This is a genomic window from Pseudomonas sp. JV241A (assembly GCF_900275665.1).
GTDB classification, from domain to species: Bacteria; Pseudomonadota; Gammaproteobacteria; order Pseudomonadales; family Pseudomonadaceae; genus Aquipseudomonas; species Aquipseudomonas wadenswilerensis.
In genome coordinates this window covers 83,618-108,444 of sequence record NZ_OPYO01000029.1, presented here as the reverse complement: position 1 = coordinate 108,444, position 24,827 = coordinate 83,618, and the positions used below count along the sequence as shown (strand labels likewise).

General features: G+C 60.2%; 26 protein-coding genes. 23 read left to right on the top strand and 3 right to left on the bottom strand.

The genetic code is table 11. The features are described 5' to 3' along the window. Positions 1–57: 57 nt before the first annotated feature. Complete coding sequence (rpoS, locus tag JV241A_RS18940) at positions 58–1,068, top strand: RNA polymerase sigma factor RpoS (protein WP_115088360.1); 1,011 nt, start codon at positions 58–60, stop codon at positions 1,066–1,068. A 533-nt stretch (positions 1,069–1,601) separates the two neighbouring features. Here the strand turns inward: rpoS and fdxA are convergent. The 3 genes from fdxA to JV241A_RS18925 form a co-directional block, all read right to left on the bottom strand. Continuing rightward, positions 1,602–1,925, bottom strand: a complete 324-nt coding sequence (gene fdxA / locus JV241A_RS18935) for a ferredoxin FdxA (RefSeq protein ID WP_038996711.1) — start codon at positions 1,923–1,925, stop codon at positions 1,602–1,604. Positions 1,926–2,065: 140 nt separating this feature from the next. Continuing rightward, positions 2,066–4,633, bottom strand: a complete 2,568-nt coding sequence (mutS, locus tag JV241A_RS18930; protein WP_115088359.1) for a DNA mismatch repair protein MutS — start codon at positions 4,631–4,633, stop codon at positions 2,066–2,068. Between the two features lie 50 nt (positions 4,634–4,683). Next, positions 4,684–5,403: a tyrosine-type recombinase/integrase gene (locus tag JV241A_RS18925; protein WP_134063996.1), complete on the bottom strand. Its 720-nt coding sequence runs from the start codon at positions 5,401–5,403 to the stop codon at positions 4,684–4,686. Between the two features lie 254 nt (positions 5,404–5,657). Between JV241A_RS18925 and JV241A_RS18915 the strand changes: the two genes are divergently transcribed. The 22 genes from JV241A_RS18915 to JV241A_RS18810 all read left to right on the top strand — a co-directional run bounded on the left by JV241A_RS18915 (position 5,658) and on the right by JV241A_RS18810 (position 24,814). Next, the gene (locus tag JV241A_RS18915; RefSeq protein ID WP_240047890.1) at positions 5,658–6,509 is read left to right on the top strand and encodes a tail fiber protein; all 852 of its coding nucleotides are present in this window, start codon (positions 5,658–5,660) and stop codon (positions 6,507–6,509) included. 655 nt (positions 6,510–7,164) lie between these two features. Further along, the gene (locus JV241A_RS18910; RefSeq protein ID WP_115088356.1) at positions 7,165–7,908 is read left to right on the top strand and encodes an XRE family transcriptional regulator; all 744 of its coding nucleotides are present in this window, start codon (positions 7,165–7,167) and stop codon (positions 7,906–7,908) included. 468 nt (positions 7,909–8,376) lie between these two features. Beyond that, entirely contained in the window at positions 8,377–8,724 is a 348-nt protein-coding gene (locus JV241A_RS18905) for a phage holin family protein (RefSeq protein WP_115088354.1), read from the top strand. A 235-nt stretch (positions 8,725–8,959) separates the two neighbouring features. After that, on the top strand, positions 8,960–9,508 hold the full coding sequence (locus tag JV241A_RS18900) for a hypothetical protein (protein WP_134063992.1): 549 nt from the start codon (positions 8,960–8,962) through the stop codon (positions 9,506–9,508). Between the two features lie 120 nt (positions 9,509–9,628). Continuing rightward, positions 9,629–10,147 (top strand): hypothetical protein, encoded by a 519-nt coding sequence (locus JV241A_RS18895; RefSeq protein WP_115088352.1) that lies wholly within the window; start codon positions 9,629–9,631, stop codon positions 10,145–10,147. Continuing rightward, positions 10,144–10,704, top strand: a complete 561-nt coding sequence (locus JV241A_RS18890; RefSeq protein ID WP_134063990.1) for a phage baseplate assembly protein V — start codon at positions 10,144–10,146, stop codon at positions 10,702–10,704. Before JV241A_RS18895 ends, JV241A_RS18890 begins: the two co-directional genes overlap by 4 nt. Before the next feature lie 46 nt (positions 10,705–10,750). Then, positions 10,751–11,077, top strand: a complete 327-nt coding sequence (locus tag JV241A_RS18885; protein WP_134063988.1) for a GPW/gp25 family protein — start codon at positions 10,751–10,753, stop codon at positions 11,075–11,077. Next, the gene (locus JV241A_RS18880; RefSeq protein ID WP_115088349.1) at positions 11,074–11,955 is read left to right on the top strand and encodes a baseplate J/gp47 family protein; all 882 of its coding nucleotides are present in this window, start codon (positions 11,074–11,076) and stop codon (positions 11,953–11,955) included. Before JV241A_RS18885 ends, JV241A_RS18880 begins: the two co-directional genes overlap by 4 nt. Position 11,956: 1 nt before the next feature. Further along, positions 11,957–12,562 carry a phage tail protein I gene (locus JV241A_RS18875; protein ID WP_134063986.1) on the top strand — a complete coding sequence of 202 codons (606 nt, stop codon included), beginning with the start codon at positions 11,957–11,959 and terminating at the stop codon, positions 12,560–12,562. Beyond that, positions 12,559–14,865, top strand: a complete 2,307-nt coding sequence (locus JV241A_RS27735; RefSeq protein WP_240047889.1) for a phage tail protein — start codon at positions 12,559–12,561, stop codon at positions 14,863–14,865. Before JV241A_RS18875 ends, JV241A_RS27735 begins: the two co-directional genes overlap by 4 nt. A gap of 12 nt (positions 14,866–14,877) precedes the next feature. Next, positions 14,878–15,354, top strand: a complete 477-nt coding sequence (locus JV241A_RS18865) for a phage tail assembly chaperone (RefSeq protein ID WP_134063984.1) — start codon at positions 14,878–14,880, stop codon at positions 15,352–15,354. A 90-nt stretch (positions 15,355–15,444) separates the two neighbouring features. Then, on the top strand, positions 15,445–16,611 hold the full coding sequence (locus JV241A_RS18860; RefSeq protein ID WP_134063982.1) for a phage tail sheath family protein: 1,167 nt from the start codon (positions 15,445–15,447) through the stop codon (positions 16,609–16,611). A gap of 12 nt (positions 16,612–16,623) precedes the next feature. Then, positions 16,624–17,133, top strand: coding sequence for a phage major tail tube protein (locus tag JV241A_RS18855; RefSeq protein WP_038996697.1), 510 nt, complete (start codon positions 16,624–16,626; stop codon positions 17,131–17,133). Between the two features lie 9 nt (positions 17,134–17,142). After that, positions 17,143–17,445: a phage tail assembly protein gene (locus tag JV241A_RS18850; RefSeq protein ID WP_134063980.1), complete on the top strand. Its 303-nt coding sequence runs from the start codon at positions 17,143–17,145 to the stop codon at positions 17,443–17,445. A 140-nt stretch (positions 17,446–17,585) separates the two neighbouring features. Then, a complete protein-coding gene (locus JV241A_RS18845; protein WP_134063978.1) occupies positions 17,586–19,646 on the top strand; it encodes a hypothetical protein in 2,061 nt (686 codons plus the stop codon). A 9-nt stretch (positions 19,647–19,655) separates the two neighbouring features. Further along, positions 19,656–20,501, top strand: coding sequence for a phage tail protein (locus JV241A_RS18840; RefSeq protein ID WP_115088342.1), 846 nt, complete (start codon positions 19,656–19,658; stop codon positions 20,499–20,501). Next, the gene (locus tag JV241A_RS18835) at positions 20,476–20,682 is read left to right on the top strand and encodes a tail protein X (protein ID WP_115088341.1); all 207 of its coding nucleotides are present in this window, start codon (positions 20,476–20,478) and stop codon (positions 20,680–20,682) included. The genes JV241A_RS18840 and JV241A_RS18835 overlap by 26 nt, the downstream gene beginning before the upstream one ends. A gap of 68 nt (positions 20,683–20,750) precedes the next feature. Further along, the gene (locus JV241A_RS18830) at positions 20,751–21,782 is read left to right on the top strand and encodes a contractile injection system protein, VgrG/Pvc8 family (protein WP_134063975.1); all 1,032 of its coding nucleotides are present in this window, start codon (positions 20,751–20,753) and stop codon (positions 21,780–21,782) included. A 29-nt stretch (positions 21,783–21,811) separates the two neighbouring features. Next, a complete protein-coding gene (locus tag JV241A_RS18825; RefSeq protein WP_134063974.1) occupies positions 21,812–22,363 on the top strand; it encodes a glycoside hydrolase family 19 protein in 552 nt (183 codons plus the stop codon). Next, positions 22,360–22,860: a lysis system i-spanin subunit Rz gene (locus JV241A_RS18820; RefSeq protein ID WP_134063972.1), complete on the top strand. Its 501-nt coding sequence runs from the start codon at positions 22,360–22,362 to the stop codon at positions 22,858–22,860. Before JV241A_RS18825 ends, JV241A_RS18820 begins: the two co-directional genes overlap by 4 nt. Before the next feature lie 43 nt (positions 22,861–22,903). Continuing rightward, complete coding sequence (locus JV241A_RS18815) at positions 22,904–24,214, top strand: colicin-like pore-forming protein (protein ID WP_134063970.1); 1,311 nt, start codon at positions 22,904–22,906, stop codon at positions 24,212–24,214. Between the two features lie 27 nt (positions 24,215–24,241). After that, positions 24,242–24,814 (top strand): hypothetical protein, encoded by a 573-nt coding sequence (locus tag JV241A_RS18810; protein WP_134063968.1) that lies wholly within the window; start codon positions 24,242–24,244, stop codon positions 24,812–24,814. The last annotated feature ends 13 nt before the right edge of the window (positions 24,815–24,827 follow it).

Here is a 24,827-nt window from a genome sequence, read left to right as displayed (position 1 = left end):
GCCAAGGATATAGGCGTCGCTTGAGTCTGAGTTCGAACTCAGCAAAGGACTATAACAATGGCTCTCAGTAAAGAAGTGCCGGAGTCTGACATCGACGATGATGTTCTCCTGATGGAGACCGGCATTGTTTTGGAAACGGATGATGAGATGTTAGGCGAACCTGCTGTATCTACGGTTCGGACCAGGGCCAAACAAGGCTCTACGCTCAAACAGCACAAGTACATCGACTACACTCGGGCACTTGATGCGACCCAGCTTTACCTCAATGAAATCGGCTTCTCGCCATTGCTCTCACCGGAAGAAGAAGTGCACTTTGCGCGCCTGTCGCAACGTGGCGATCCGGCCGGGCGCAAACGCATGATCGAAAGCAACCTGCGCCTGGTGGTTAAAATCGCCCGGCGTTACGTCAACCGCGGGCTTTCGCTGCTCGACCTGATCGAGGAGGGCAACCTCGGCCTGATTCGTGCGGTCGAGAAGTTCGACCCGGAACGCGGCTTCCGTTTCTCTACCTACGCCACCTGGTGGATCCGGCAGACCATCGAACGGGCGATCATGAACCAGACCCGGACCATCCGTCTGCCCATTCACGTGGTCAAGGAACTCAACGTCTACCTGCGCGCCGCCCGTGAACTGACCCAGAAGCTCGATCACGAACCGTCCCCGGAAGAGATCGCCAGCCTGCTGGAAAAACCGGTCGGCGAGGTCAAGCGCATGCTTGGGCTCAACGAGCGGGTATCGTCGGTGGACGTGTCCCTGGGGCCTGATTCGGATAAAACCCTGCTCGATACCCTGACCGATGACCGTCCTACTGATCCGTGCGAGCTGCTTCAGGATGACGATCTGTCCCAGAGCATCGACCAGTGGCTCAGCGAGCTGACCGACAAGCAGCGCGAGGTGGTGATCCGCCGTTTCGGCCTGCGCGGTCATGAAAGCAGTACGCTTGAAGATGTTGGCCTGGAAATCGGCCTGACCCGGGAACGGGTGCGGCAGATCCAGGTAGAGGGCCTCAAGCGCTTGCGCGAGATCCTCGAGAAGAACGGCCTGTCCAGCGAGTCGCTGTTTCAATAATACTGCGATATCGGTGTGAAGAGCGCCCCGACAAGTCGGGGCGTTTTTGCATCTGCAGAACACAGATTACCCGTGAACGGCTTCCCGATGGCGTTGTTGAAACATCCGGGTTTGGGCGCAATCCGACGGCGATGTTGGTACTGTTCTAGTTCATGTAAGCCATCGCTTACCCGTGATGTAAGTCATAGCTGTACGCTGTAGTAAATCGTTGTCGTTTTCAGTGTGCGCGTTTGTTTAAACTACTGATATATAACGAATATTTTGTTTATGACAATATGGTTACCGCAGCTTTTTGAGAGCTTTGTGCTGTTGTGGTAAATCTTGGAAGCGCTAATATTTGTCCTGTGTCTACGGACTGACACAGGCTCTCAAGGATGAAAGCCAAGGACATCGCAGGATGCGATTCATCAGGATGATGAAAGGGAACAGAGGGACTACGGAAAAAATGTGGGCGGGTCAAACCGCCCCTTTTTTTTGCCCGCAATAAACATGAAAAAAGGCCCTTGAAGGGCCTTTTTTGTTGATCCGCGCGCTTAGCGCTCCAGATCGGCGATCTTGCCGGTCTTGCCATCCCATTCGGCGGCATCTGGCAGCGAGTCTTTCTTTTCAGTGATGTTCGGCCAGATTTCCGCCAGCTCGGCATTGAGCTCGATGAAGTTTTCCATGCCGGCAGGCACTTCGTCTTCCGAGAAAATGGCGACGGCGGGGCATTCAGGCTCGCACAGTGCACAGTCGATGCACTCGTCCGGGTGAATGACCAGGAAGTTCGGGCCTTCGTAGAAGCAGTCCACCGGACAGACTTCTACGCAGTCGGTGTACTTGCACTTGATGCAGTTGTCGGTGACGACGAAGGTCATTTCTAATTCTCTCCTCAGGCGACGGCAGCGGTGCCCTTCCAGACAGGGCCGCTCGGTTTGGTTGTTCGGCTGCAGGCCAGGCTAGTAACCTGCAGCGCCGCCAAACCGCGCGGGATTCTATCAGCTTGTGCGGGCGCGCGTTATAACAGAGTCTTCAGTGTATAGAGCATTTCGATAGCTTGACGCGGCGTCATGTTGTCCAGGTCCAGCTTTCCGAGCTTCTCGATGGCCGGATGCGGCAGGCTGGCAAACAGGTCACTCTGGTGCGGTACAGCTGGCGCACCTTGCTGCAAGGCAGGTGTTTCGTGGGGCAGGCTGGCAGTTTCCAGCCGGCCGAGGTGTTCACGGGCACGCTGGATCACCGGCGACGGCACGCCAGCCAGTTGCGCCACGGCCAGGCCGTAGCTCTGGCTGGCAGGGCCGGGCAGCACGTGGTGCAGGAACACGATACGCTCGTTGTGCTCGGTGGCGTTCAGGTGCACGTTGGCCACCAGCGGCTCGCTCTCCGGCAGTACCGTCAGCTCGAAGTAGTGAGTGGCAAACAGGGTGTAGGCACGCAACTGGGCCAGGCGCTCGGCGGCGGCCCAGGCCAGCGACAGGCCGTCGAAGGTACTGGTACCGCGGCCGACTTCGTCCATCAGCACCAGGCTGCGCTCGGTGGCGTTGTGCAGGATGTTGGCGGTTTCGCTCATCTCGACCATGAAGGTCGAACGGCCGCCCGCCAGGTCATCGCTGGAGCCGATACGGGTGAAGATGCGGTCGACCAGTGATAGCTCGCAGGCAGCGGCCGGGACGAAGCTGCCGATATGCGCCATCAGCACGATCAGTGCAGTCTGGCGCATGTAGGTGGATTTACCGCCCATGTTCGGGCCGGTGATCACCAGCATCCGAGTGTTGTCATCCAGCGCCAGGTCGTTGGCCACGAACGGCGTGGTCAGCACCTGCTCGACCACCGGGTGACGGCCCTGGGTGATGCGCATGCACGGTTCGTCGACGAAGCGTGGGCAGTTCAGGTCCAGGTTCAGCGCCCGCTCGGCGAGGTTGCTCAGTACATCCAGCTCGGCCAGGGCCGCAGCGGTGTCCTGCAGCGGCGCCAGGTGACCGATCAGGTTCTCGAGCAAGGCGTCGTAGAGCATCTTCTCGCGGGCAAGTGCGCGGCTCTTGGCCGACAGCGCCTTGTCTTCGAAGGTTTTCAGCTCTGGCGTGATGAAACGCTCGGCGCCCTTGAGGGTCTGGCGACGGATGTAGTCAGCGGGCGCCTGCTCGGCCTGCTTGCTCGGCAGCTCGATGAAGTAGCCGTGCACGCGGTTGTAGCCGACCTTGAGGTTGGCAAGGCCGGTGCGGGCTTTCTCGCGGGCTTCCAGGTCGATCAGGAACTGCCCGGCGTTCTCGCTCATGGCCAGCAGCTCGTCCAGCTCGCTGTCGTAGCCGGTCTTGAGTACGCCGCCGTCACGGATTACCGCGGGCGGATTGTCGATGATGGCTTTTGCCAGCAGGTCGGCCAGTTCCGGGTAGGTTCCGGCGATGGCCGCCAGGCGCGCCAGATGCGGCGCCTCCAGCTCGGCCATGGCGTTTTGCAGTTCAGGCAGGGCGCCGAGGGCATCACGCAGGCGTGCCAGGTCCCGTGGCCGGGCGTTGCGCAAGCCGATACGGGCGAGGATCCGCTCGAGGTCGCCGATTTCCTTGAGCTGCGGTTGCAGTTTCTCGAAACGATAGCCATCGAGCAGGCAGCGAATCGAGCCCTGACGCGCCTGCAGCACCTTCAGGTCGCGCAGCGGGCGGTTCAGCCAGCGGGTCAGCAGGCGGCTGCCCATGGCGGTCTGGCAACGGTCAATGACCGATTGCAGGGTGTTGTCGCGGCCGCCGGCCAGGTTCACGTCCAGCTCGAGGTTGCGGCGGCTGGCGCCGTCGAGCACCACGGTGTCGTCCAGGCGTTCATGCTTGAGGCTGCGCAGGTGCGGCAGGGCGGTACGCTGGGTTTCCTTGGCGTAGCCGAGCAGGCAACCCGCGGCGCCGATGGCCAGGGTCAGCTTCTCGCAGCCAAACCCCTTGAGGTCCTGGGTGGCGAACTGCTGGCAAAGGCTTTTACGTGCCGAATCGCGGTCAAAATCCCACGGTGCACGGCGACGGGTGCCACGGCGTTTTTCTGCCGGCAGGCCCTGGGGCCAGTCGTCGGGAATCAGCAACTCGACCGGGTTGATGCGTTCGAGCTCGGCCAGCAGGTTTTCCCAGCCCTTGATTTCGAGCACGCTGAAGTTGCCGCTGGTGATGTCCAGCACGGCCAGGCCGAACAGGCGCTCGTCACCCAGCACGGCGGCGATCAGGTTGTCGCGACGCTCGTCGAGCAGCGCTTCGTCACTGACCGTACCGGGGGTGATGATGCGTACCACCTGGCGCTCGACCGGGCCCTTGCTGGTGGCCGGGTCGCCGATCTGCTCGCAGATCACCACCGATTCGCCCAGCTTCACCAGCTTGGCCAGGTAGCCCTCGGCCGCATGGAAGGGGATACCGCACATGGGAATCGACTGGCCCGCCGACTGGCCGCGGGCGGTCAGGGTGATGTCCAGGAGTTTGGCGGCCTTCTTCGCGTCTTCGTAGAAGATCTCGTAGAAGTCGCCCATGCGGTAGAACATCAGCTGGTCCGGGTGCTGGTTTTTCAGCTTCCAGTACTGCTGCATCATCGGGGTGTGTGCGGAAAGATCAGACATTCAAGGCCTTGGAGCGGTGTGTCTATTAGACAGTTGCGAATTGTCTAATACTACAGGCTTTTCTTTGGCAGTGCTGGAGGCTGGGCTATGTCAATTTCGCGCAGGCGGAGATGGCGTTGCGTCATCTTGGCGTCGGTGTGGCCACCCAGCTTCTGGGCATCGTTGCCCTGCTTGTCTGTGTCGGTTAGCGATTTGGCCCGAAGGTCGTGAATGATGGCTCCGGGGACTTTTGCCTTCTCGCATGCCGCCTTGAATGCCTGCTTCATTGTCTCGTAGGACACCGGCTTGCCGCCGGACCTGGCGCAGAACAGGGTCAGGCCGCGCACGCGGCGCGGCAGCGGCTTGACGCGTGCGAGCAGGTCTTCCAGGTCGGGGCTCATGCCGACGATCAGCTTTGCCCCGTTCTTCTGGGGTTCAAAGGCGATGCCAGTGGCGGAAATGTCAGCCAGCCGTATTGCCAGAACGTCGCTGATTCGCTGCCCGGTCAGGTAGCACATCTCGAATATGCACCGCATACAGTCGGATGAGCTGGCGTAAATCGCCGAGAACTCAGCGTCGGTGATGTACCGATCGCATTTCTTCTCGGTGTGTCGCCTGATCCCGGTGCACGGGTTCGAGTCGACAACCTGCTGTTCCAGCTTCGGCATTCCGCTCTTGCCGCTCCCGCCCACCAGCCTGGCATTGGCCAGCAGTGCGCCCTGATAGTCGCTATCCAGGCGCTCCCACTTTCTTTTGCGCACCAGATAGAAGGCGCCGTGCTTCATATACATGCACGGTGGCAGGTGCCCGCGTCGCCATGGTGTTTGCCGACGTGTTCGAGCGCGCTGATGAAAGAGCGGGCGATTTGGCAGCAGTTGCTGATCAAAGCCGGGGGAGATGAGTGATGAAGATTTGAAGACGGTTTTTGCTTGCTCAAAATACTGTACGTATGTACAGTATTTTGAGGTGGCAAACTCTCTGGCCAAGATGCCGAACGGAGCGGCCACTTTTGAAATTTTTCGTGTCAACTTACAAGGAAAGTCAGATGACAATTATCTACACCGCTTCAAACTCCCTTCCTTTTGCAGCGCTGCCCACCACCAACGGAGTGGTTCAGTATTTTCGCGCCACGATGACCAACCCGGCCGATGCTACCTATGCTCCTGACGGGCTCGCGGCAGCTCCGATTTATGGCTTGGGTGGTCTGTTGTTGCAGGGTGACGAGATCGTTGCTGGCGGCAACGTCACGTTGGTCTCGCATATCGGGCCTTTACTCAACGGCGGCGCATTGTGCTGGGTATTGATCAGTTGTGACGGCGGCGCACAGCAGGTAGCCAACGCAACACGTAGCCAGCACGCGGTAACGCTGGGTCAGATCTCCATCGCTTCAGGGGCTGCCCCAGGTGATGTGAAATATTCGGCTGCCAATACTGTTCCTGCCGGCTGGCTAAAGGCCGATGGGGCAGCGGTATCGCGTTGTACCTACGCGGCGCTCTTTGCCGCGATCGGCACGACTTACGGGAAAGGCGATGGCGCCTCTACCTTCACGCTGCCTGACTTGCGCGGTGAGTTCATCCGTGGCTTCGATGACGGTAGAGGTGTGGACGCTGGCCGCGTATTCGGTTCCCGGCAGAAAGGCACACTGCAGACCTACGACACTACGGAGTACAACAAAGCCAATGGCGTTTGGAGTGCATGCTCATCACTGAAAACGGGGGCTGCATCGCAGGTCGCGATGGGGGTAGACCCGTACGAGGTCACTGACTATGCGACCGTCACTATTGGCGGGGCCGATGCGATTAACAACTTTGAACTGCCTGGTCTTGGTCAGGATCGCGGTTACTCTGGTGTGACCCGACCGCGCAACATCTCGCTACTTGCGCTGATCAAGTACTGATAATCGGGTTGGCCCACCACCGAAGCAGTGAGCAATTGGCGCGGGGCATCTAACAAAAGATACCCCTCACTCCCGCCCCTCTGAGTCGAACTTGAACGGTGCTTCAGTAATGGGGCCTGTACTGCAGTGATCAAACAGCCGGAGCAGCAGTGGGAAGGACAGTGGCAGGAATTGTCGAAGCAGGTGAGCCACTGATGTAGCAGGCCATCGAGGCACACCGGCAGTATCACGCGGCACAAGATGCTGGCATGCCCGCCGAAGAAGTTGAGCACCTGCGACTACTTGCTGAGTCGCTGTTCCAAGCAGTCACGGAGTAGCACCTGCGATCGCCTGGTGGGCCTGCTCGCTCGCTGCACCGAGCTCGTTTCCGAAAACCGTCGAAAATGGCGAATGCATATTGGACACTTGCAATGCATACGCCGCGTAATTGAAGGGCTAGAGCCGATCTTTACCCATACTGCTGCACCATCGGGGGGGGTGCGGAAAGATCGCTCATTGCAAAAACTTGGCTCGCAGTGTCGTTGTAGACCAAAGGCAAGCGGGCAATGGTGCAGGGTTTTGCCTGGGCTGCCGAAGGCAAACGGGCGGGCGCGACCATTTGTCCGTGCATATCCGTGCATAACAGGGTTTGCATTCTATTGAAGGCCCCGGCATTATGCATTTTATGCAAAAACGCAACGTAGCATCCGTCTTAAGAGCATTGCTCGATCGCCACGGTCTCTCCCCCACGGAGCTGCACCGGCGTACCGGCGTGCCGCAATCCACCCTGTCGCGCATCCTCAGCGAGAAAATCGTCGATCCGTCCGACAAGCACGTGTCGAAGATCGCCGAGTATTTCGGTGTAAGCACCGACCAGCTGCGCGGTCGCGTCGAGCTCGGCGAAAGCCGTGAAGCCGCGCCGGCGCGTAGCCACGCCGAGTTGCACGACATCAGCCTGTGGGATGACGACACCCCCGTCGAGGACGACGAAGTGTCCATTCCGTTTCTTCGCGAGGTCGAGTTGGCAGCAGGATCAGGAAGATTCGTCATCGAAGAAAGCGAGAAGGCCAGCCTGCGTTTCGGCAAGCGCAGCCTGCGTCACAATGGTGTGCAGTTCGATCAGGCCAAGTGCGTGACGGTGCGCGGCAACAGCATGTTGCCGGTATTGCGTGATGGCGCCACGGTCGGCGTCAATGCCGGCAAGAGCGGCATCGGCGATATCGTCGACGGCGATCTGTATGCCATCAACCACAACGGCCAGTTGCGGGTGAAGCAGCTCTATCGCCTGCCTACCGGCATTCGCCTGCGTAGCTTCAACCGCGACGAGCACCCGGATGAAGACTACAGCTTCCAGCAGATGCAGGAAGAGCAGATCAGCATCCTTGGGCATGTGTTCTGGTGGGGCATGTACGCCCGCTGAGTAGGCTGTTTCTTTTGAAAACCCGCTTTGGCGGGTTTTTTTTCGCCTTCAGAAAAGCAATCCAGCCCAAGCAGATCAAGGCTTACATGCGTAGGTGCATTTTCTTATGCATAAATATTTCCACAAATGCATTGACTGCATATGCATCAATGCATAACCTTTGCCTCACGCCGGTCGACACCGGCAGTGACAAAGGCAGCGATGAACAGGCCTGAACTGTTCAGAGGGTTGGCAACTGGCCCGGGTGCGCAGCGTAAAGCACCAGAAGCAGTTATCCGGCGGGCAGGTGGCCGCGGCCGGAGGAACAATTTGAAGCGGAGTTGCCCAGCGCACCAGTCGTGGCGGGCGGTTCGACAACGCATTACTGAAAAGCCTGGGGAGGCCGGGCTTTTTGGAATGCCGAGTGATCGGTTCTACAACAAACGCCGCTGGCAAGCTGCCGAGCGGAACTACCAAGGAGACAGGACAGTGACAAACGAGCAACAGACGTTGCTGGAAATGCCGATCTGGCTGGTGATCGTCCTGGCCTTGCTGGGCGGCCTTTCCGGAGAGATGTGGCGCGCGGACAAGGCCGGCGCTCGGGGGTGGGCGCTTTTTCGGCGCCTGGTATTGCGCTCGGGGGCCTGCATGGTCTGCGGCGTGTCCACGGTGATGCTGCTGTACGCCAGCGGCATGTCGATCTGGAGCGCCAGCGCCTTCGGCTGCCTTACCGCCATGGCCGGCGCCGATGTCGCCATCGGCCTTTATGAACGATGGGCGGCGAAGCGCTTGGGGGTTGAACCTGCAAGTGGTGCAAAGGGGGAGAGTGAACACTGAGTTCAACACCCGGACAAGGTCTGGCGCTACGGCTGGCCAGTCAATACGGCCACTCATTCCAGGCCGTGTTGGCATACCTTCATTGCGGGGGGCTGGGCGAGGGAGATAATCGTGTCAGGAAAAATGGATATTTTCATTGGCGTGGTTGATAAACGAGCAGCCAGAGGTTCTATGTTAGGGTGACGGATGCCCATGGATGTTGGGCATCCTTTTTTGCAGCAAAAGCGAATGGTGCATGTCTGACTCTTGGCTGTCGTTGTTTCGTGGAAAAACAGTCTACGAGCAAATCAGGGTTCTGCTAGGGATGGCAGGTGTTTTTTTGTTGATGGGGCTTACCTTCCTGCTTTTTGTTCAATCATTTGACGAACTCGGGGATGAAGCACCGACTCTGTTCAAAGGGCAGATTGTCAGTGCCCCCACCGAGATGCGCCAAGACAGTTCGACCGTGTACTTTCAGGTTCGACTGACTGAAGCGAACCCGCGCCCCTCGTCCAAACAGATAGTCTATGTCTCGAAAGAACTCTACCAAGCCGTGGATCTGGCGCCTGGGGTGATGGTTGATGTTTTTGCGAGTGGTGGGGTGGACGAACTGAAGATTCGCGAAGTTCTGAATAGTGACGGGCACGTTGTCTTCGATGAGCGCTTTGATCGTCGGATCACTTCAGTCAAGAACCACGACCTGATTCGTTATTTTTCCTACTTTATGATGATGACGCTTATCTGCTGCAGCTTCGCCGGTGTGCTCTGGTTTCGCCAGACACTTTTGTTACGGGCTAGCCGATAACTAACGGGTGCTCATGGGTGCCTTTACAACAGCTTCGATGAACCCGCCTTATGGCGGGTTTATTTTTGCCTGTTTTTAGCCGCGAATAGCCTTTGCGAGCTCCACGACACAGGACTGATCATGAGCGAACTGAACCGCTTGCATGAGGCGATCAGCGCGACTATCAAGGCCGCCTTGCCTCAGTTTGAAACCGTCGACGCCTATGGGGCGGCGGACCAGCACACAGCGCTGCCAGCGTTGTTTCATTCCATTTCCAGCCTTAAACCGGCAAATGATCCAGGCGACGGTCGTTCGTGCGTCATCGCGACCGTTGAAGCGCGCATCGTGATTGACTCCGGTCGCCAACACGCGGCATTGGAAGCTGTCACTTTGGCTACCCAGCTGATCGTACTGTTGCGCAAACAATTCTGGGAGCTGGAGTTTGTTGAAGCGGCGATGAGTGTGCTGGCCGAGCCTGTTCAACCGGTTCCGGGGGCAACCCCTGCCGTTGGCTGGTTGGTGCAATGGCAGCAGATCCTGCACCTAGGAACCGTGCAGTGGCCATGGCCTGATCAACCGGGTCCACTCGCTTTTGCCTTCAGCCCCGACACCGGTCCGGGCTTTGAAGCGGATTACCAATCGCCGGAGGACATGCAATGAGCTACGCCAGTGCCATGCACGACCGCATGCTCGCCGGCCTGGTGATTCCTTGCCGGGTGGTCGCCGTTGACCTTGCCGCCGCCCGGGTGCGGGTGTCCGACGGCGCCGGCTGGACCAGCGCCTGGTTGCGCTGGCACAGCCAGGCCGCCGGCAAGGCCCGCCACTGGCGCGCACCCAGCCTTAACGAGCAAGGGGTGTTGATCAGCCCAAGTGGCGAGCCGGCCCAAGGCACCTTCGTGCCGGGCCTGTACGGTAACGCCGGCGCACCAGCGGACAACCGCGAGCATGTCGAGGTCTGGCGTTTCGACGATGGTGGTTCGCTGGTTTACGACTGGCAGGCCCGCAGTTACAGCATCGAGTTGCCCAGCGGTACCGTCAGCATCAAGGTCGGCGGCAGTTCGGCAGTGGTGACCGACCAGGCCATCGAGGCGAAAGCCGCCAGCATCACCCTGACCGGTGAGGTGCAGATCAACGGTCCGCTGCGGGTAACCGGCGACATCCTCGGTGGCGGCAAGATCATCGACACGGGCGGCAACACCGCCAATCACAAACACTGAAAACCAGCCCGCCCACTGCGGGCTTTTTTACGCCTGGAGAACATCAATGATCGGCATGGATCGCCGGAGCGGCCAGCCGTTATCCGGCATTGCACATTTGCGTCAGTCCATCGAAGACATCCTCACCACACCGCTCGGCAGCCGGCGCATGCGCCCGGAATACGGCAGCAAGCTGCGCCGCTTCGTCGATCTGCCGGTCAACGAAGGCTGGAAAAGCGCGGTGCAGGCAGAGGTGGCACGCGCACTGGGCCGTTGGGAGCCGCGTCTGAAGCTGGAGCGGGTCAGGGTAACGGGGGTGGTTGGCGGGCGGATCACTTTGCAACTGAGCGGACAGTACCTGGGAGCCAACCAGACTTTGGAGGTGACGGCATGAGTAGTGTGGATCTTTCGGCGCTGCCCGCGCCGCAGGTGCTGGAAGACCTCGATTTCGAGGCGCTCTTCCAGGCTGACCTGGCGACCTTCCGGTCGCATATGGGCGACAACTGGGACGCCGCAGTCGAAAGCGATCCGGTGACCAAGCTGCTGGAAGTCGGCGCCTATCGCAAGCTGCTCAACCGCGCGCGGGTCAACGATGCCGCCAAGGCGCTGTTGCTGGCTTATGCGCAGGGTTCCGACCTGGATCAACTGGCGGCCAATGTGCAACTGCAGCGGCTGGTGGTGCAGGCACAAGACCCCGGCACGGTACCGCCAACGCCACAGGTGCTCGAAGAAGACGACGCCCTGCGCGAGCGGGTGCAACTGGTCTATGAAGGGTTAACCACGGCGGGGCCGCGCAACAGCTATATCCTGCATGCCCGCAACGCTTCCGGGCAGGTGGCCGATGCCACGGCCGAAAGCCCGTTGCCGGCCCAGGTGGTGGTGACGGTGCTGGCGCTCGAGGGCGATGGCAGCGCCGCAGCCGAGCTACTGGACACCGTACGGCTCAAGCTCAATGACGATGACGTGCGTCCGGTTGGTGACCGCCTGACGGTGCAAGGCGCGCAGATTCTGCGCTACCGCATCGATGCGGTGGTGCACATGAGCGGCAACGGCCCGGAGATCGAAGCGACGCTTGCCGAGTGCAAACGCCGGCTGCAAGCCTGGATCAATCCGCGCCGGCGCCTGGGTGTCGAAGTGGCCCGTTCGGGCGTGGATGCCCAATTGCACATCAACGGCGTCAGCCGGGTCGACCTGAACAACTGGGCCGACCTCCGCCCGACCCGGGCGCAAGCGGCCTGGTGCGAAGGGATCACTGTGACGCGAGGAAGCTGACATGGACAGTCTGCTCCCGCTCAACGGTACCGATCTCGAACAGGCCATCGAGGCCGCTGGTTTTGAAACTACCGAAATACCCCTGCGTGCGCTGTACAACCCCGACACCTGCCCGGCGCACTTGCTGCACCAACTGGCCTGGGCCTGGTCGGTAGACCGCTGGGATGAAACCTGGCCAGAGGCAATCAAGCGCTCGGTGATCCGCTCGGCGTTCTATGTGCATGCGCACAAAGGGACTATCGGCGCGTTGCGCCGGGTGGTGGAGCCGCTGGGTTACCTGATCGAAGTGAAGGAGTGGTGGCAGACGGCACCGCAAGGCGTGCCGGGCACTTTTGCGCTTCAGGTCGGGGTACTGGAGAACGGAATCTCCGAGGAAATGTATCAGGAGCTGACCCGGCTGATCGATGACGCCAAGCCGGTCAGTCGCCACCTGACGGGGCTTGCGATCACGCTCGCCACTACCGGGCATCTTCGCTTGGCGATGAGCGTGTCCGAAGGTGATGAGATTGACGTTTTTCCTCCTGCGTCCCGCGACATTGAAGTCAAGGGCGGCTTCGGCCCTGTGGGTCGCACACACCACATCGAAACTCTGGACGTTTATTTATGACTGATCAAAACAGCCAGTTCTTTGCCATTCTCACGGCAATAGGTGAGGCCAAGCAGGCCAACGCCGATGCCCTGGGCGTGCCTTGGACCTTTGCGCAAATGGGTGTAGGTGATGCCAACGGCACCGATCCTACCCCGTCCCGAACCCAGACCCGACTGATCAACGAGCGCCGCCGTGCGCCGCTCAATCAGGTCAAGGTCGACCCCGCCAATGCAAGCATCGTGATCGCCGAACAGGTTATCCCTCCCGACGTTGGCGGCTGGTGGATCCGGGAAATAGGGCTTTACGATGCCGACGGTGATCTGGTGGCCGTAGCCAACTGTGCACCGAGCTTCAAACCGCTGCTCACCCAGGGCTCCGGCAAGACGCAAGTCGTGCGCATGAACTTCATCGTTACCAGCGCAGCCAACGTGACCTTGAAGATTGACCCCGCCGTAGTGCTGGCCACCCGTGAGTTTGTAGAGCTGCGGTTGTCCGAGGAAATCGGCAAGCTGGATAGCAAGAACAGCGTACGCGTAGCAACCACAGGTCCAATCGATCTGACTGGGCTACCGGTATTGGATGGTATTGCAATTAGCGCTGGGGACCGGGTGCTTGTCAAAGACCAGGTGCAAGCCAGGGAGAACGGCATCTATGTTGCGGGTGCTGGCGCGTGGGTACGAGCGCAGGACGCGAACGGCGGTGCGTACGTGACCCCTGGCCTGACTGTGATGGTCGAGCAAGGCCTCAAGCTTGCGGACACTCAGTGGGTACTCGCCACTGACGCCCCCATCGTACTGGGCTCCACTGCGTTACAGTTCCAAAATCTCACGGCTGGATACAATGGTGTCACCGCTCGAAATTCCAGCGGGCAAATCACCGCTGCCGATGCGGGCAAGATGTTCTACTTCTATGGCAATTTGGCTGATCAGGTCTTGACCTTGCCACGTGCGTCCGAGTTGCATCAAGGCGCAAAGCTGAACTTGCAGAATATGGGCTCTGTGCCGGTTGAACTGTTTCCAGCTGAAGGGGAGAAAATTTGGGTTGGCGGTAGCAATTCGCTCCCGTCGTTAACGATGCACCCGTGTACTGAACTCGAACTGGTCCGCGTTCATCCTATCGAGTGGTTTGCTCAAGGCACAGGCACGATGTACCGGATGAGAAGTTTGCCGACCGTGCCCACCGGAGCAAATGACGGGCGATTGGCGAGTACTGGTTTTGTACAGCAGGAGTTGTCTGCGGAGCGCGGCAGTGCGGTACCGTTGATGGATGGCGCAGCATCCGTTGGAGTATCGGCGAAAAAAGCCCGAGAGGATCATCGGCATCCTGTTGATACCAGCAGGGCTCCGGTGGACTCGCCTAACTTTACCGGCATGCCCAAGGCGCCTACGGCGGGAGCGACGGCCACTGGAAACCAGATTGCGACGCTGGACTTTGTTCGGCGGCAGTTGGCAGATCTGGTGGGTTCCTCGCCGGCTGCTCTCGATACGCTAAACGAGTTGGCTGCGGCACTGGGTAACGATCCGAATTTCGCTGCGACAATGACCAATAAGTTGTCGCTCAAGGCACCGCTTGAATCCCCGGCCCTGACAGGCACCCCAACGTGCAAGACCGCACCGGTTTTTGCTACTGATACGCATATTGCGAACACCGATTGGGTAACCCGTAGAGGCGTCCAGTACACCAACTTCTTTTCGTTTACTGGCGCTGTCAGTGGAGCCATTGCCCATGTAGGTGGTGTAGTGCACTTCTGGTACTCGGCTTCTGCGGCAACAACCAATGCGTATAGCCTGCCAAACTCAGCGACCAACAACATCCCGCCAGGGGCGACTATCAGGGTGCAGAACTGGGGCATGTACAACATGACGCTCGCCCGGCAGGGCGCCGATCAGATGCAGGAAAATATCGACGGTGCATGGTCTGCTACCACCCGCATCATTCCGCCTGATTCCTATGTGGACTGCTTGTATGTGGATAAAAATTGTTGGCTTCTTACCGGCACGGGGGTTATGGGTAAGACCAGGCCATACGCAAGTAGTTTGACTGGTGTGATCGGCTGGCAACGTCTGCCATCCGGTTTGATAATGCAGTGGACGCGCTACACATTTCCAGCCGCAGCAACAAGTGTTCAGATAGGACTTCCTATTGCGTATCCTTCTGCCCATATTGGAGTATGGGCATCCAATACAGACGATACTGCTCGCTACGCGACAGTGGGTACGCCATTTACATCGGCAGCAATCGCTAGTCTGTCGTCAGTGTATGTTCAGTCCAACTACACGCAAGGAATGTCATCCATTTTTGTTTTGTCTATCGGCTACTAACAGGAGTTGCCCATGCTAGGGGATTTTATGGAGTCTGGAGCTGTGGGGACTCCTCAGGATATGTATTACTCACCTTCGACCAATGGTTTCTATGCTCAATCGATTCATGGTGATTTCATGCCGGATGATGTTCGAACTATTGATTATGGGGCGTATCTGTCGCTGTTCGAAGAACAGGGCCGATCCGGCAAGCGAATCATGCCCGACGATTCAGGTAATCCGGTACTGATGGCTCAGGAACCACCTACTTTGGATCAACGCAAAGCGTCTGCATTGAGCTGGCGAGCGAATCAGTTGACTGAAACTGACGGTTTGGTCGCGCGTCATCGAGACGAGCTCGAGATTGGTGAAACGACCTTGGATATTGTGCAGTACCAGGCGGTTCAGATGTATCGCAAAGCCCTGCGCGACTGGCCACAAACCGAGCATTTTCCCGATAGTGAGCACCGGCCCACGCCACCCACCTGGCTCACCACCCAAACCCAATAAAGCCCCGCACCGCCGGGGCTTTTTCCTATCCGCAACAAACCCTCTGAAGGCCCCGCACCGCGGGGTCTTTGCATTTCTGGAGACTTACCCATGAGTGGATTCTTCCACGGCGTTACCGTTACCAACGTCGACACCGGCGCACGTACCATCGCGCTGCCTTCTTCCTCGATCATCGGCTTGGTCGACACCTTCACCGAAGGCCCGGGCGCAACCGCCAAGGCCAACGACCTGGTGCTGATTACCAGCGAGCGTGAAGCCATCGCCGCGTTCGGCGCCGATGCGGCAATCACCCGCGCCTGCCAGGCCATCTACAGCCGCGCCAAGGCGGTGATCGTCGCTTGCGGCGTGGCCAAGCTTGAAGAAGAGGCCGAGCAGACCTCGGCCATCATCGGCGGCGTGCTGGCCGACGGCAAACGTACCGGCCTGCAGGCGCTGCTGGACGGCAAAAGCCGTTTCAACGCCCAGCCACGCCTGCTGGTGACGCCAAAGCACAGCGCCACCCTGGCGGTCGGTACTGCCCTGGTGGCCCTGGCCGACAAGCTGCGCGGCCTGGCCATTATTGATGGCCCGAACACCACCGACGAGGCGGCCATTGCCTACGCCGAGAACTTCGGCGCCAAGCGTGCCTACCTGGTCGACCCGGGCGTGCAGTACTGGGACACCGGCAAGAGCGCGACCCTCGATGCCCCGGCGTCGGCCTGGGTTGCCGGTCTGTTCGCCTGGACCGACAGCGAGTACGGCTTCTGGGCCTCGCCATCGAACAAGGAGTTCGTCGGCATCACCGGCACCAGCCGCGCGATCGAATACCTGGATGGCGATGCCACCTGCCGGGCCAACCTGCTCAACAACGCCAACATCACCACCGTGATCCGCGATGACGGTTTCCGCCTGTGGGGCAACCGTACCCTGAGCAGCGATCCGAAGTGGGCCTTCGTCACCCGCGTGCGGACCATGGACATCGTCATGGACGCGATCCTCTACGGCCACAAGTGGGCAGTCGACCGCTCGATCACCGCAACCTACGTCAAGGATGTGACCGAAGGTCTGCAGGCGTTCATGCGTGATCTGAAAGCCCAGGGCGCAATCATCAATTTCGAAGTGTTCGCCGACCCCGAGCTGAACACCGCCAGCCAGCTGGAGCAAGGCAAGGTCTACTGGAACATCCGTTTCACCGACGTGCCGCCAGCCGAGAACCCGAACTTCCGTGTCGAGGTCACCAACCAGTGGTTGACCGAAGTCCTCGACCAAGCCGTTTAAGGAGCAATAACCATGGCAATGATTCCCGAAACCCTGGCGAACCTGAACCTGTTCGTCGATGGCGTCAGCTTTCAAGGTGACGTCCCCAGCCTGACCCTGCCAAAGCTCACCCTGAAGATGGAGGAGCACCGTGCCGGCGGCATGGACATGGCGATTGAAATCGACCAGGGCATGGAGAAGCAGGAAGCCGGCTTCGTCACCACCGGCGTGCGCCGCGAGTCGCTGAAGTTTTTCGGCCTGGCCGACGGCTCGGCCTTCAACGGCACCTTCCGCGGTGCCTTCAAAGGCCTCAAAGGCAAGATCACCCCGGTCATCGTCACCCTGCGCGGGGCGCTGAAGGAAGTCGACATGGGCGACTGGAAGCCGGGCGACAAGGCCGAGATCAAGCACAACGTGGCCGTGACCTACTACAAGCTCGAAGTCGATGGCCGCCTGGTCTACGAAATCGATCCGCTGGGCATGAAGCGCGTCATCAACGGCGTCGACCAACTCGCCGCCCAACGTTCGGCCCTGGGCCTGTAAGGAGATCACATGACTCAAGCAAACAAGACGCCGAGCTGGCTGGCCGTGAGCGCCGAGCGGGTTGTCGTGACGTTGACCAGGCCGTCCGAGGCCAATGGTGTTCACGTCGACAGCCTGTCCCTGCGGGCACCGACCGTACGTGACATTCGTTCCGCGCAATCGGTGGCGAACAGTGACGATGAGCAACGTGAGCTGAACCTTTTTGCCTCGCTGGCCGAGGTGGGGGTGAAGGACCTTGAAGGGCTTGCCCTGAAAGACTACAGCCGCTTGCAGGCCGGTTATTTTCGCCTGGTGCAAGACGACGAGGTTTGACCCCAGGGTGCAGAGGGCGGCGGCAAAGCGCCTGGCCAGGGAGCTGAACTTTACTGCCGCTGAAATCATGACCATGTCGTTCAGCGATATGGTCTGGTGGCTCTCGGATTAAGCCTGTGGCGTGGCTATAGGGGAATCAGATGACGAGCAATCCGCCATTGAAACTGGAGCTCGGTGCCACCGCCGCATTCACGGTAGGCATTGCGTTCAAGTCGGTCGAAGACCGAATCAAGAAAAACACCAGGGTTCTGGAGAGCATTTACGCTGGGCTCTTAAGCTTGCGCAACGGCGGGACGCCTGCGTCGCAAGGCAGCTTCGCCTGGTTGGGTGAGCTGCGGCCCTACCTGCAAGCAACGCTGAACCTGCTTGAGCAGCAAGTCGTCGCGCTGGGCCAGTTTCGTCAGCAGCAAGTATCGGTGGCTGTGGACAAGGCCGGGCCGCCGGCAACGGAGGTAGCACCCGAGAGAGACAACCTGAAAGTCATCGAGGACCTTCCGGTACTCGGCGAGGCATTGAAGATCTCTCGGGCGTTGCTGCTACCCACCCAGATCAGCGCACAGTTTCAAAAGATCACCCGCGACATTGCGATCAGCGCCGGGGGAGCCGACGGAGCGGACCCTTCGGCGCAGGAGCAGGCGATCATCGCCAAGGTGGCGGCGATCACCGAGGCAACCGGGATGGAGCGTAACCAGGCAGCCGAGCTGATCAAGCAGTTGTTCGACACGGGGATGGGCCTGGATAAAGCCCTGGACTTTGCCCCCGCGACGGCCAAGTTCTCGGTTGGCCAGGATGTGTCAGCCAAGGAGGCGGCACGCCTGGTCGGCGAGGTTCAGAAGAACCCTCGGGTGCGTGGACCGGATGAACTGGAAAAGGCGCTGGAGCACATTGTGTTTCAGCGCAAGGGTACCGGCGAAGGAGTTACCGACAGCCTGTCTGCGTCGCAGAACCAAGGATTGGACCAGGCCCTGGACAGTAAGGAACCCTCGAAGGCCAGGGGCGTGCTCGACAGGGATCTGGTCGCACGCCGGGGGACTTCCGATCAGCGTTTGACCGAAGCGTCCAACGCAGTTGACGAATCGCTGCGCAGCCTGGGTGATTCCATGCGGCCGTTGACGGATGGATTGGCCGAGACCGTGACTGGCACGGCCAAGGCATTCACTGGCGCTCCGGATGCGATCAAGTGGTTGATAGCGGGTGCCACGGTGCTCGGTACGACGTTCCTCGCACTCAAAGGCGGTGAAGCTGCCAAGGGTGTGTTGAGCAAAGGCCTTGAATGGCTCAAAGGCAAGCCGACGTCGGTGGGCGCAGCGGATGATCCGGGGCAGGGCAGTGATCTGTCGAACGTGAATGTGCTCAATGACCCGCTCAATGTGTTCGTCGTCAATGCCAGTGACATGGGTTGTTGCGTGAGAAAGCCGGGTCAGCGACGCAAGCCGTCCCGAAACGGACGAAAGGCGCCGCAAGGCCGGACGTCACAACGCAGGGCACCGCAACGCCAGCCTCGTTCAACGACTCGGCGGGCACCGTCGCCCAGAGCACCTGCGCCAGGTCCGTCCACACCACCGCCAGCGCCTCCCCCCAGCCCGGTGGGTACAGCTGGCAAGATTGGTGCGGCGATCAAGGGCGTTCGCGGCCCGGCGTTGCTGACGGCGGGTATCAATACTGTCGCCACGTTCATGACTGCCGACACCCCGGAAGAAAAAGCCGAGGGTTACGGTGCCGCCGCAGGCGGTCTGGTCGGGTCCGTCATCGGTGGAGTCGTCGGCTCGTTCGTCCCGGTAATCGGTACATCGATTGGCGCCGTGCTCGGTGGCATGGCCGGCGAGGCAATTGGTGGCTGGCTGGGCAAGCGCATGGTGTCTTCCGATCAAGAGGCAGAGCCTGCAGACAAGCAGGATCAGAGCAGCAAACCGGTGGCGGCACAGCCTGGCGATGTCGCGCGTTCGCTGGCGAGTGCCATGCCTGCAAGCGACGCTCTGCAAGCGCCCATCAAGCCAACGGGGGAGGGCATTGCCCAGCCGCAATCGGTCACCCAGCAATTCACCTTTACCCCCAGCATGCCCATCACGGTCCAGGGCAGTGTTACCGACCCTGCGCTGCTCGCCCAGAACCTGCAGGCCCTGGTCCGCCGTGAGTTCGAGGAGCTGATGCGCATGGCGACCTCTCGGCAGTTGTCCGACGTTCCACATGTGTATGTTTAAGGAGAGTCCATGACCTACATGCAGCAGTTACAGTCGGCGCTGAGCTCCGTGGTGGCGGCAGGGCAGGCGGGGCGGCGGAGCGCCGATGAAATGCTGGCGCCCATGAACGGTGCTGTCAGCGACATCAGCGGCGCAGTCGCCGAGCTTGAGGCCATCCCTTTTGTCGGGCCGATCATCGGGGCAAAGTTGCAACGTACGATGCGCGCCATTCATAGCGCACAAGCGACCGTCAACCGTGTCTCGGCCAAATACGACCAGGGATTGGCCGTGGTGGTGCAGGTGCAGGAGCGGGTTCAGGCGTTCGGCGAGCAGGCTGCAAAGGCCGCGGCGACGATCAACCGAATTGCCGGCAAGATCAGCCCGTCGCTGGGCAATATCCTGCCCACCGGCAGTTTTGCGCCCCAGGTGACACCGGCTGCGGAGGCAGTCAAACCGTTCCCGCACTTGTTGATCCTGCAACCGCTGGATGGCGAGTCGCCGGGTTACTACTTCAACCTCGATACGGCGGCCTTCGAAGAGCTGCGTCGCCAGACCAGCTTTCGCTGGGTCGGCCAGGAGCGCCTGACGCGCAGTGCTGCCCAGCAGGCGGTGGGCCTTGGCGAGGAAAAAATCAATATCAGGGGGGCGATATTCCCGACCTTCAAGGGTGGCCTTGGGCAGTTACAGACGTTGCGCAGCATCGGACGGCTGTTACGTCCCCTGAGCCTGATCACCGGTTACGGCGAGGTGCTGGGCAACTGGTGCCTGCTCGGCATCGATGAAGACCAGAGCAACTTACTGGCGGGTGGCATCCCGCGAAAACAGGGTTTCACATTGGAGTTTGTGAGTTATGGCGACGACCTGCAGAACCTCTGAAGGGGACGTGCTCGACACCCTTTGCCATCACTACTACGGGCATCTCAATGGCAGCGTCGAGACGGTGCTCAATGCCAATCAGGGGCTGGCCGACGAACCCCAGCCATTTCGTGCCGGGGTGCTGGTTCAATTGCCAGAGCTGATCAACGCTGCCAATGCCACGGTGCAGCTATGGGACTGACGCTCCGGACTTGCGTACAACCAGCAGACCCCGCTTCGTGCGGGGTCTGCTTTTCTGGAGCATGAGCCATGCAACCTGTTTTTCGTATCGTCGCCGATGGCAACGACATTACTGCGCTAATCAATGATCGCTTGTTGCTGCTGCGCACCTCGGACAAGCCTGGCATGGAGTCGGACGATTTCGAGTTGCGTATCGATGATCGCGATGGCGCGGTTACCTTGCCTGCACGCGGGGCACTCATCGAGGTTCATCTGGGGTACGCCGGTCAGACGTTGACCCGTCTGGGGCGCTACACGGTGGATGAAGTCGAGTTGTCCGGCCCGCCTGATAGCGTGGTCATTCGTGGCAAGGCCAGCGACATGCGGGGTACCGGCAAGAGCATCCGCAGCGGTAGCTGGGAGGATGTCCCGCTCTTGCAGATCGTGCGCGACATTGCCGCACGCAACGGCTGGCAGCCGGCGTGCCCGGTGTTGACCAGGGTGCTACGGGTCGATCAGCTCAACGAGTCGGACTTCAACTTCATCACCCGCCTGGCCAAGCAGTACGACTGCACCGCCAAGATTGGCGACGGCGTCCTGCTGGTGCTGCCGCGTCAGGGTGGGCAGAGCGCTAGCGGCAAGGCACTTGGCGTGGTTGGCCTGCGCCGTGCGGATGTCACGCGTTGGCAATTTCGCCTGGCCGACAAGGGGACTTACAAGGCGGTGCAGACCCGCCATCAGGACCAGCGCAGTGGTCAGCTCGTGGTGGTCGACCTGGCGAACGACTCGACGCCGCAGGGGATGGCGCCGGTTCACACTGACCGCCACCTTTACCCTGACAAGGCCTCCGCCGAGCAGGTGGCCAAAGCCAGGCTGGCGGCGCTCAACCGCAGTACCGCCAGTGTCCGTCTGGATATACCCGGGCGTACAGATGTGTTTACCGAACGGAGCGTGGAATTGAAGGGCTTCAAGATCGGACTCGATGGTGAGTACCTGGTGGAGTCGGTGGAGCAGGTGTTCACGGCTTCCGGCTGGACGACCACGGTCGAATGCAATGGTGGCAAGCAGGGCAAGGCCCGGGCCAAGGGCGCCAGACCGCGCAAGGGCGGTGATTCCCGTTGAATGGACTTAGCAATACGCGTGAGGAATCTATGGCGCTAACTGAAAAAACGCTGAAGTTGATTTTCCCCGACGCCCGCCAGCAAGCGGGCGTTTTCGTTCCTGTGTTGAATGCTGCCATGGCCCGTTGGGAAATCGACACCCCGCGGCGCAAAGCGGCTTTCCTCGCCCAGATCGGGCATGAGTCCGGCCAGTTGCGCTATGTGAAAGAGCTGGGCAACGATCGCTATCTGGCGCGCTACGACACCGGCACCCTGGCCCTGCGCCTGGGCAATACCCCCGAAGCTGATGGCGACGGCCAGCTGTATTGCGGCCGCGGCCTGATCCAGGTCACCGGGCGCAACAACTATCGGGCCTGCAGCATGGCCCTGTTCAGTGACGAGCGCCTGCTCAAGCAACCGCAACTGCTTGAACAGCCGCAATGGGCGGCTGAGTCGGCGGGCTGGTTCTGGCACTCGCGCGGCCTCAATCAACTGGCAGACCGCAGCGAATTCAACCGTATCACCCGGCATATCAATGGCGGGCTCAACGGCCTGGAGGATCGCCTGAGACTCTGGGCGCGGGCCCGTGAGGTGCTGTGTTGAACCGCCTGCAGCTCGGAGGATTGCTGCTGCTGACGCTGCTGGCCTGTGCGCTGACCTGGCAGGTTCAGGGCTGGCGCATGGGCCGGCAACTGGCGGAGCAAGCCGAACAGCATGGGCGGGAGTGGCAAGCACAGGCCGAATCCGCTGCCGCGCAACTGGTCGCCGAACGCCTGCAACGTCAGGGGCTGGCGCAACGGTTGGAGGTCAGTGAGCAACACCATTATCAGGAGCTACTCGATGCCCAACAGACTCAGGCACGCCTGCGTGATCGCCTGGCTACTGCTGACCTGCGGCTGTCGGTCCTGGTCGAGCGCGACGCCGCCGGTTGCGCCGGCCTGCCTGCCACCGCCGGCACCGGCAGCGTGGATTATGACCCCGTACGCGCCCGACTTGACCCGGCGCATGCTCGACGAATTATCGCCATCACCGAAGACGGTGACCGCGGACTGATCGCCTTGCGCGCTTGCCAGGCGTACGTGCGCGGGCTGGTGCGCTGAGCGCACATTTGTTTAATGACGTTTCAACGAAAAGGACTTTGTAATGGGTGAAAAGAATATTGTTGTCGATCGCGGCATTCCGCCGGGCAACAGCGGCAACGGCAGTGGTGGTGCCGGTAGTGGCGGGATACTCGGCGGATTCTGGGGCGCTGGTGATATCAGCTCCGTGGTCGGTTCCGTGTCGGTATCGATCGACGGCGTCAGCAAAACCGCCGGCCCGGCGTTCAATGGCGCGGTGGTGTTCAACGCCACCATTGTCGAATCGGTGTTGTCCGGGGACGGCTGGCCCAGTATCGACGCCTACTACGATGTTGGCGTCGGGGTCTGGGGCATTCTTCCCTACCAGATCCTGGAAGTGCGCGATGAGATTCGCGGCAGCTTCGTGGTCAAGGAGCGCAACCTGCCGGCAAGCCTCGACGCCGAGCAGAGAGCTGCCGAAGCCGCGGCAGGCAGTGATGCTGCCCTGAGCCCGGCACAAAAGCTCGAACGCTCCGTCAGTGCGGTGAAAGGGATGATGGCCAAGCGCGATGAACTGATCAAATTCAACCGCCTGCGCCTGTCCACCTCGCCCGGCAGCGAGCTGCTCGAGCGCAACATCGACAAGATGGTCGCTGAGTTGAAAACCCTCGACGATGAGCACATCCCGCCTGCCATCGACCAGGTACTGGACGTGCTGAGCGCTGGCTTGAGCCTGCATGTCGACTTGAGTGCCAATGCCATGCTTCAGGAAAAGCTCGACAAGCTGCAGGCGCAAGCGCGCGAGGCCGCGGAGCAGGAGGCGTACAAAAGTGCGTTGGCCTTTGCCAGTGATGTCGGCAAGGAAGTCTCCAGCCGCTTCGGCACACAGATGGGCAAGGCGGCAGAGGAACTGAAGCAAGGCATCGCCGGCAAGACGGTCAAAAGCTACGATCAAGCCATGCAGGCGTTTGAAAAACTCACGCGCAACCCGGGCTTCAAGATGAACCAGAAGGACACCGCCGCCATCGCCCAGGCCCTCAACGCCCTGGATGCGGCAACCTATGCCAACAACTTGCAACGCTTGGGCAAGGCCTTTGGCGTCACCGGTAAAGTGGTCCAGGCAACGACCCTGGCGCAGAAGGCGGCAAGCGGTTTCAGCAGCGGTGAATGGAAACCGTTTTTTCTCGAGCTTGAAAGCATTGCCGTGGGTACGCTGGTGGGGGCTGCCGCCGGTGCAGTGCTGGGGGCGGGCCTGGCGCTGGTGCTGGCACCCGGCTTGGCCGCTGGTGCGGGTATCATTGCCACGGGGGTGATTCTGGCTGCCGTTTCGTCTTATATCGATGCGCAGGCAATGGAGTCATTCAATCAGATGGTGCTCAATGCAGTAGCACCCTGACGAGCAAATGAAAGGGCGGATTGAAGGATGAATGTGCTGAAAGGGAGCGAACAGCAGGGGGCCTACCTGCATATCCCGTACCTGCTGATTGCCGTCAGCCTGCTACCGATCTTGCTGTTGGCCTGGCGGGTACCTGCCGAGGCACATGAGGGCTTCTACTTCGAGCTTGACCGATTTCTCGATGGCTGTTTGTTTGGCCAGGTGGGTGTCTGGTCGTCGCTCTTCCCGCTGACGGCCAAGGCAATCGGCAACTACATTGCCGTGGCGGCTCCGGTTTTCTCCTTGTGGATCACGGTAGGTATCATGAGGCGATCGCGGCTGCAGCCGGCTGCGCCTCCTCAGGTCTCTATCGGCAAATATGCCGTGATCGCCTTGGGTTGTGTGCTGCTGGATGCTTTTCTGATCTACCAGAACTATTTTACGTTCACCGACTTTGCCACTCACTCGAGGAAATTTCGCTTTTTCGGGTTGAGCGTGGCGTTCTTTCCATTTGTCGCGATGCTGTCACTGTTGGCGTTCTATGTGATGGCATTCTTCAGTTACAACCTGCTGTTTCGCTTCCCTCGTGAGGTACTGGCGCGGCGCAAGCATCTGCACTGAACAAGGAGCTTGT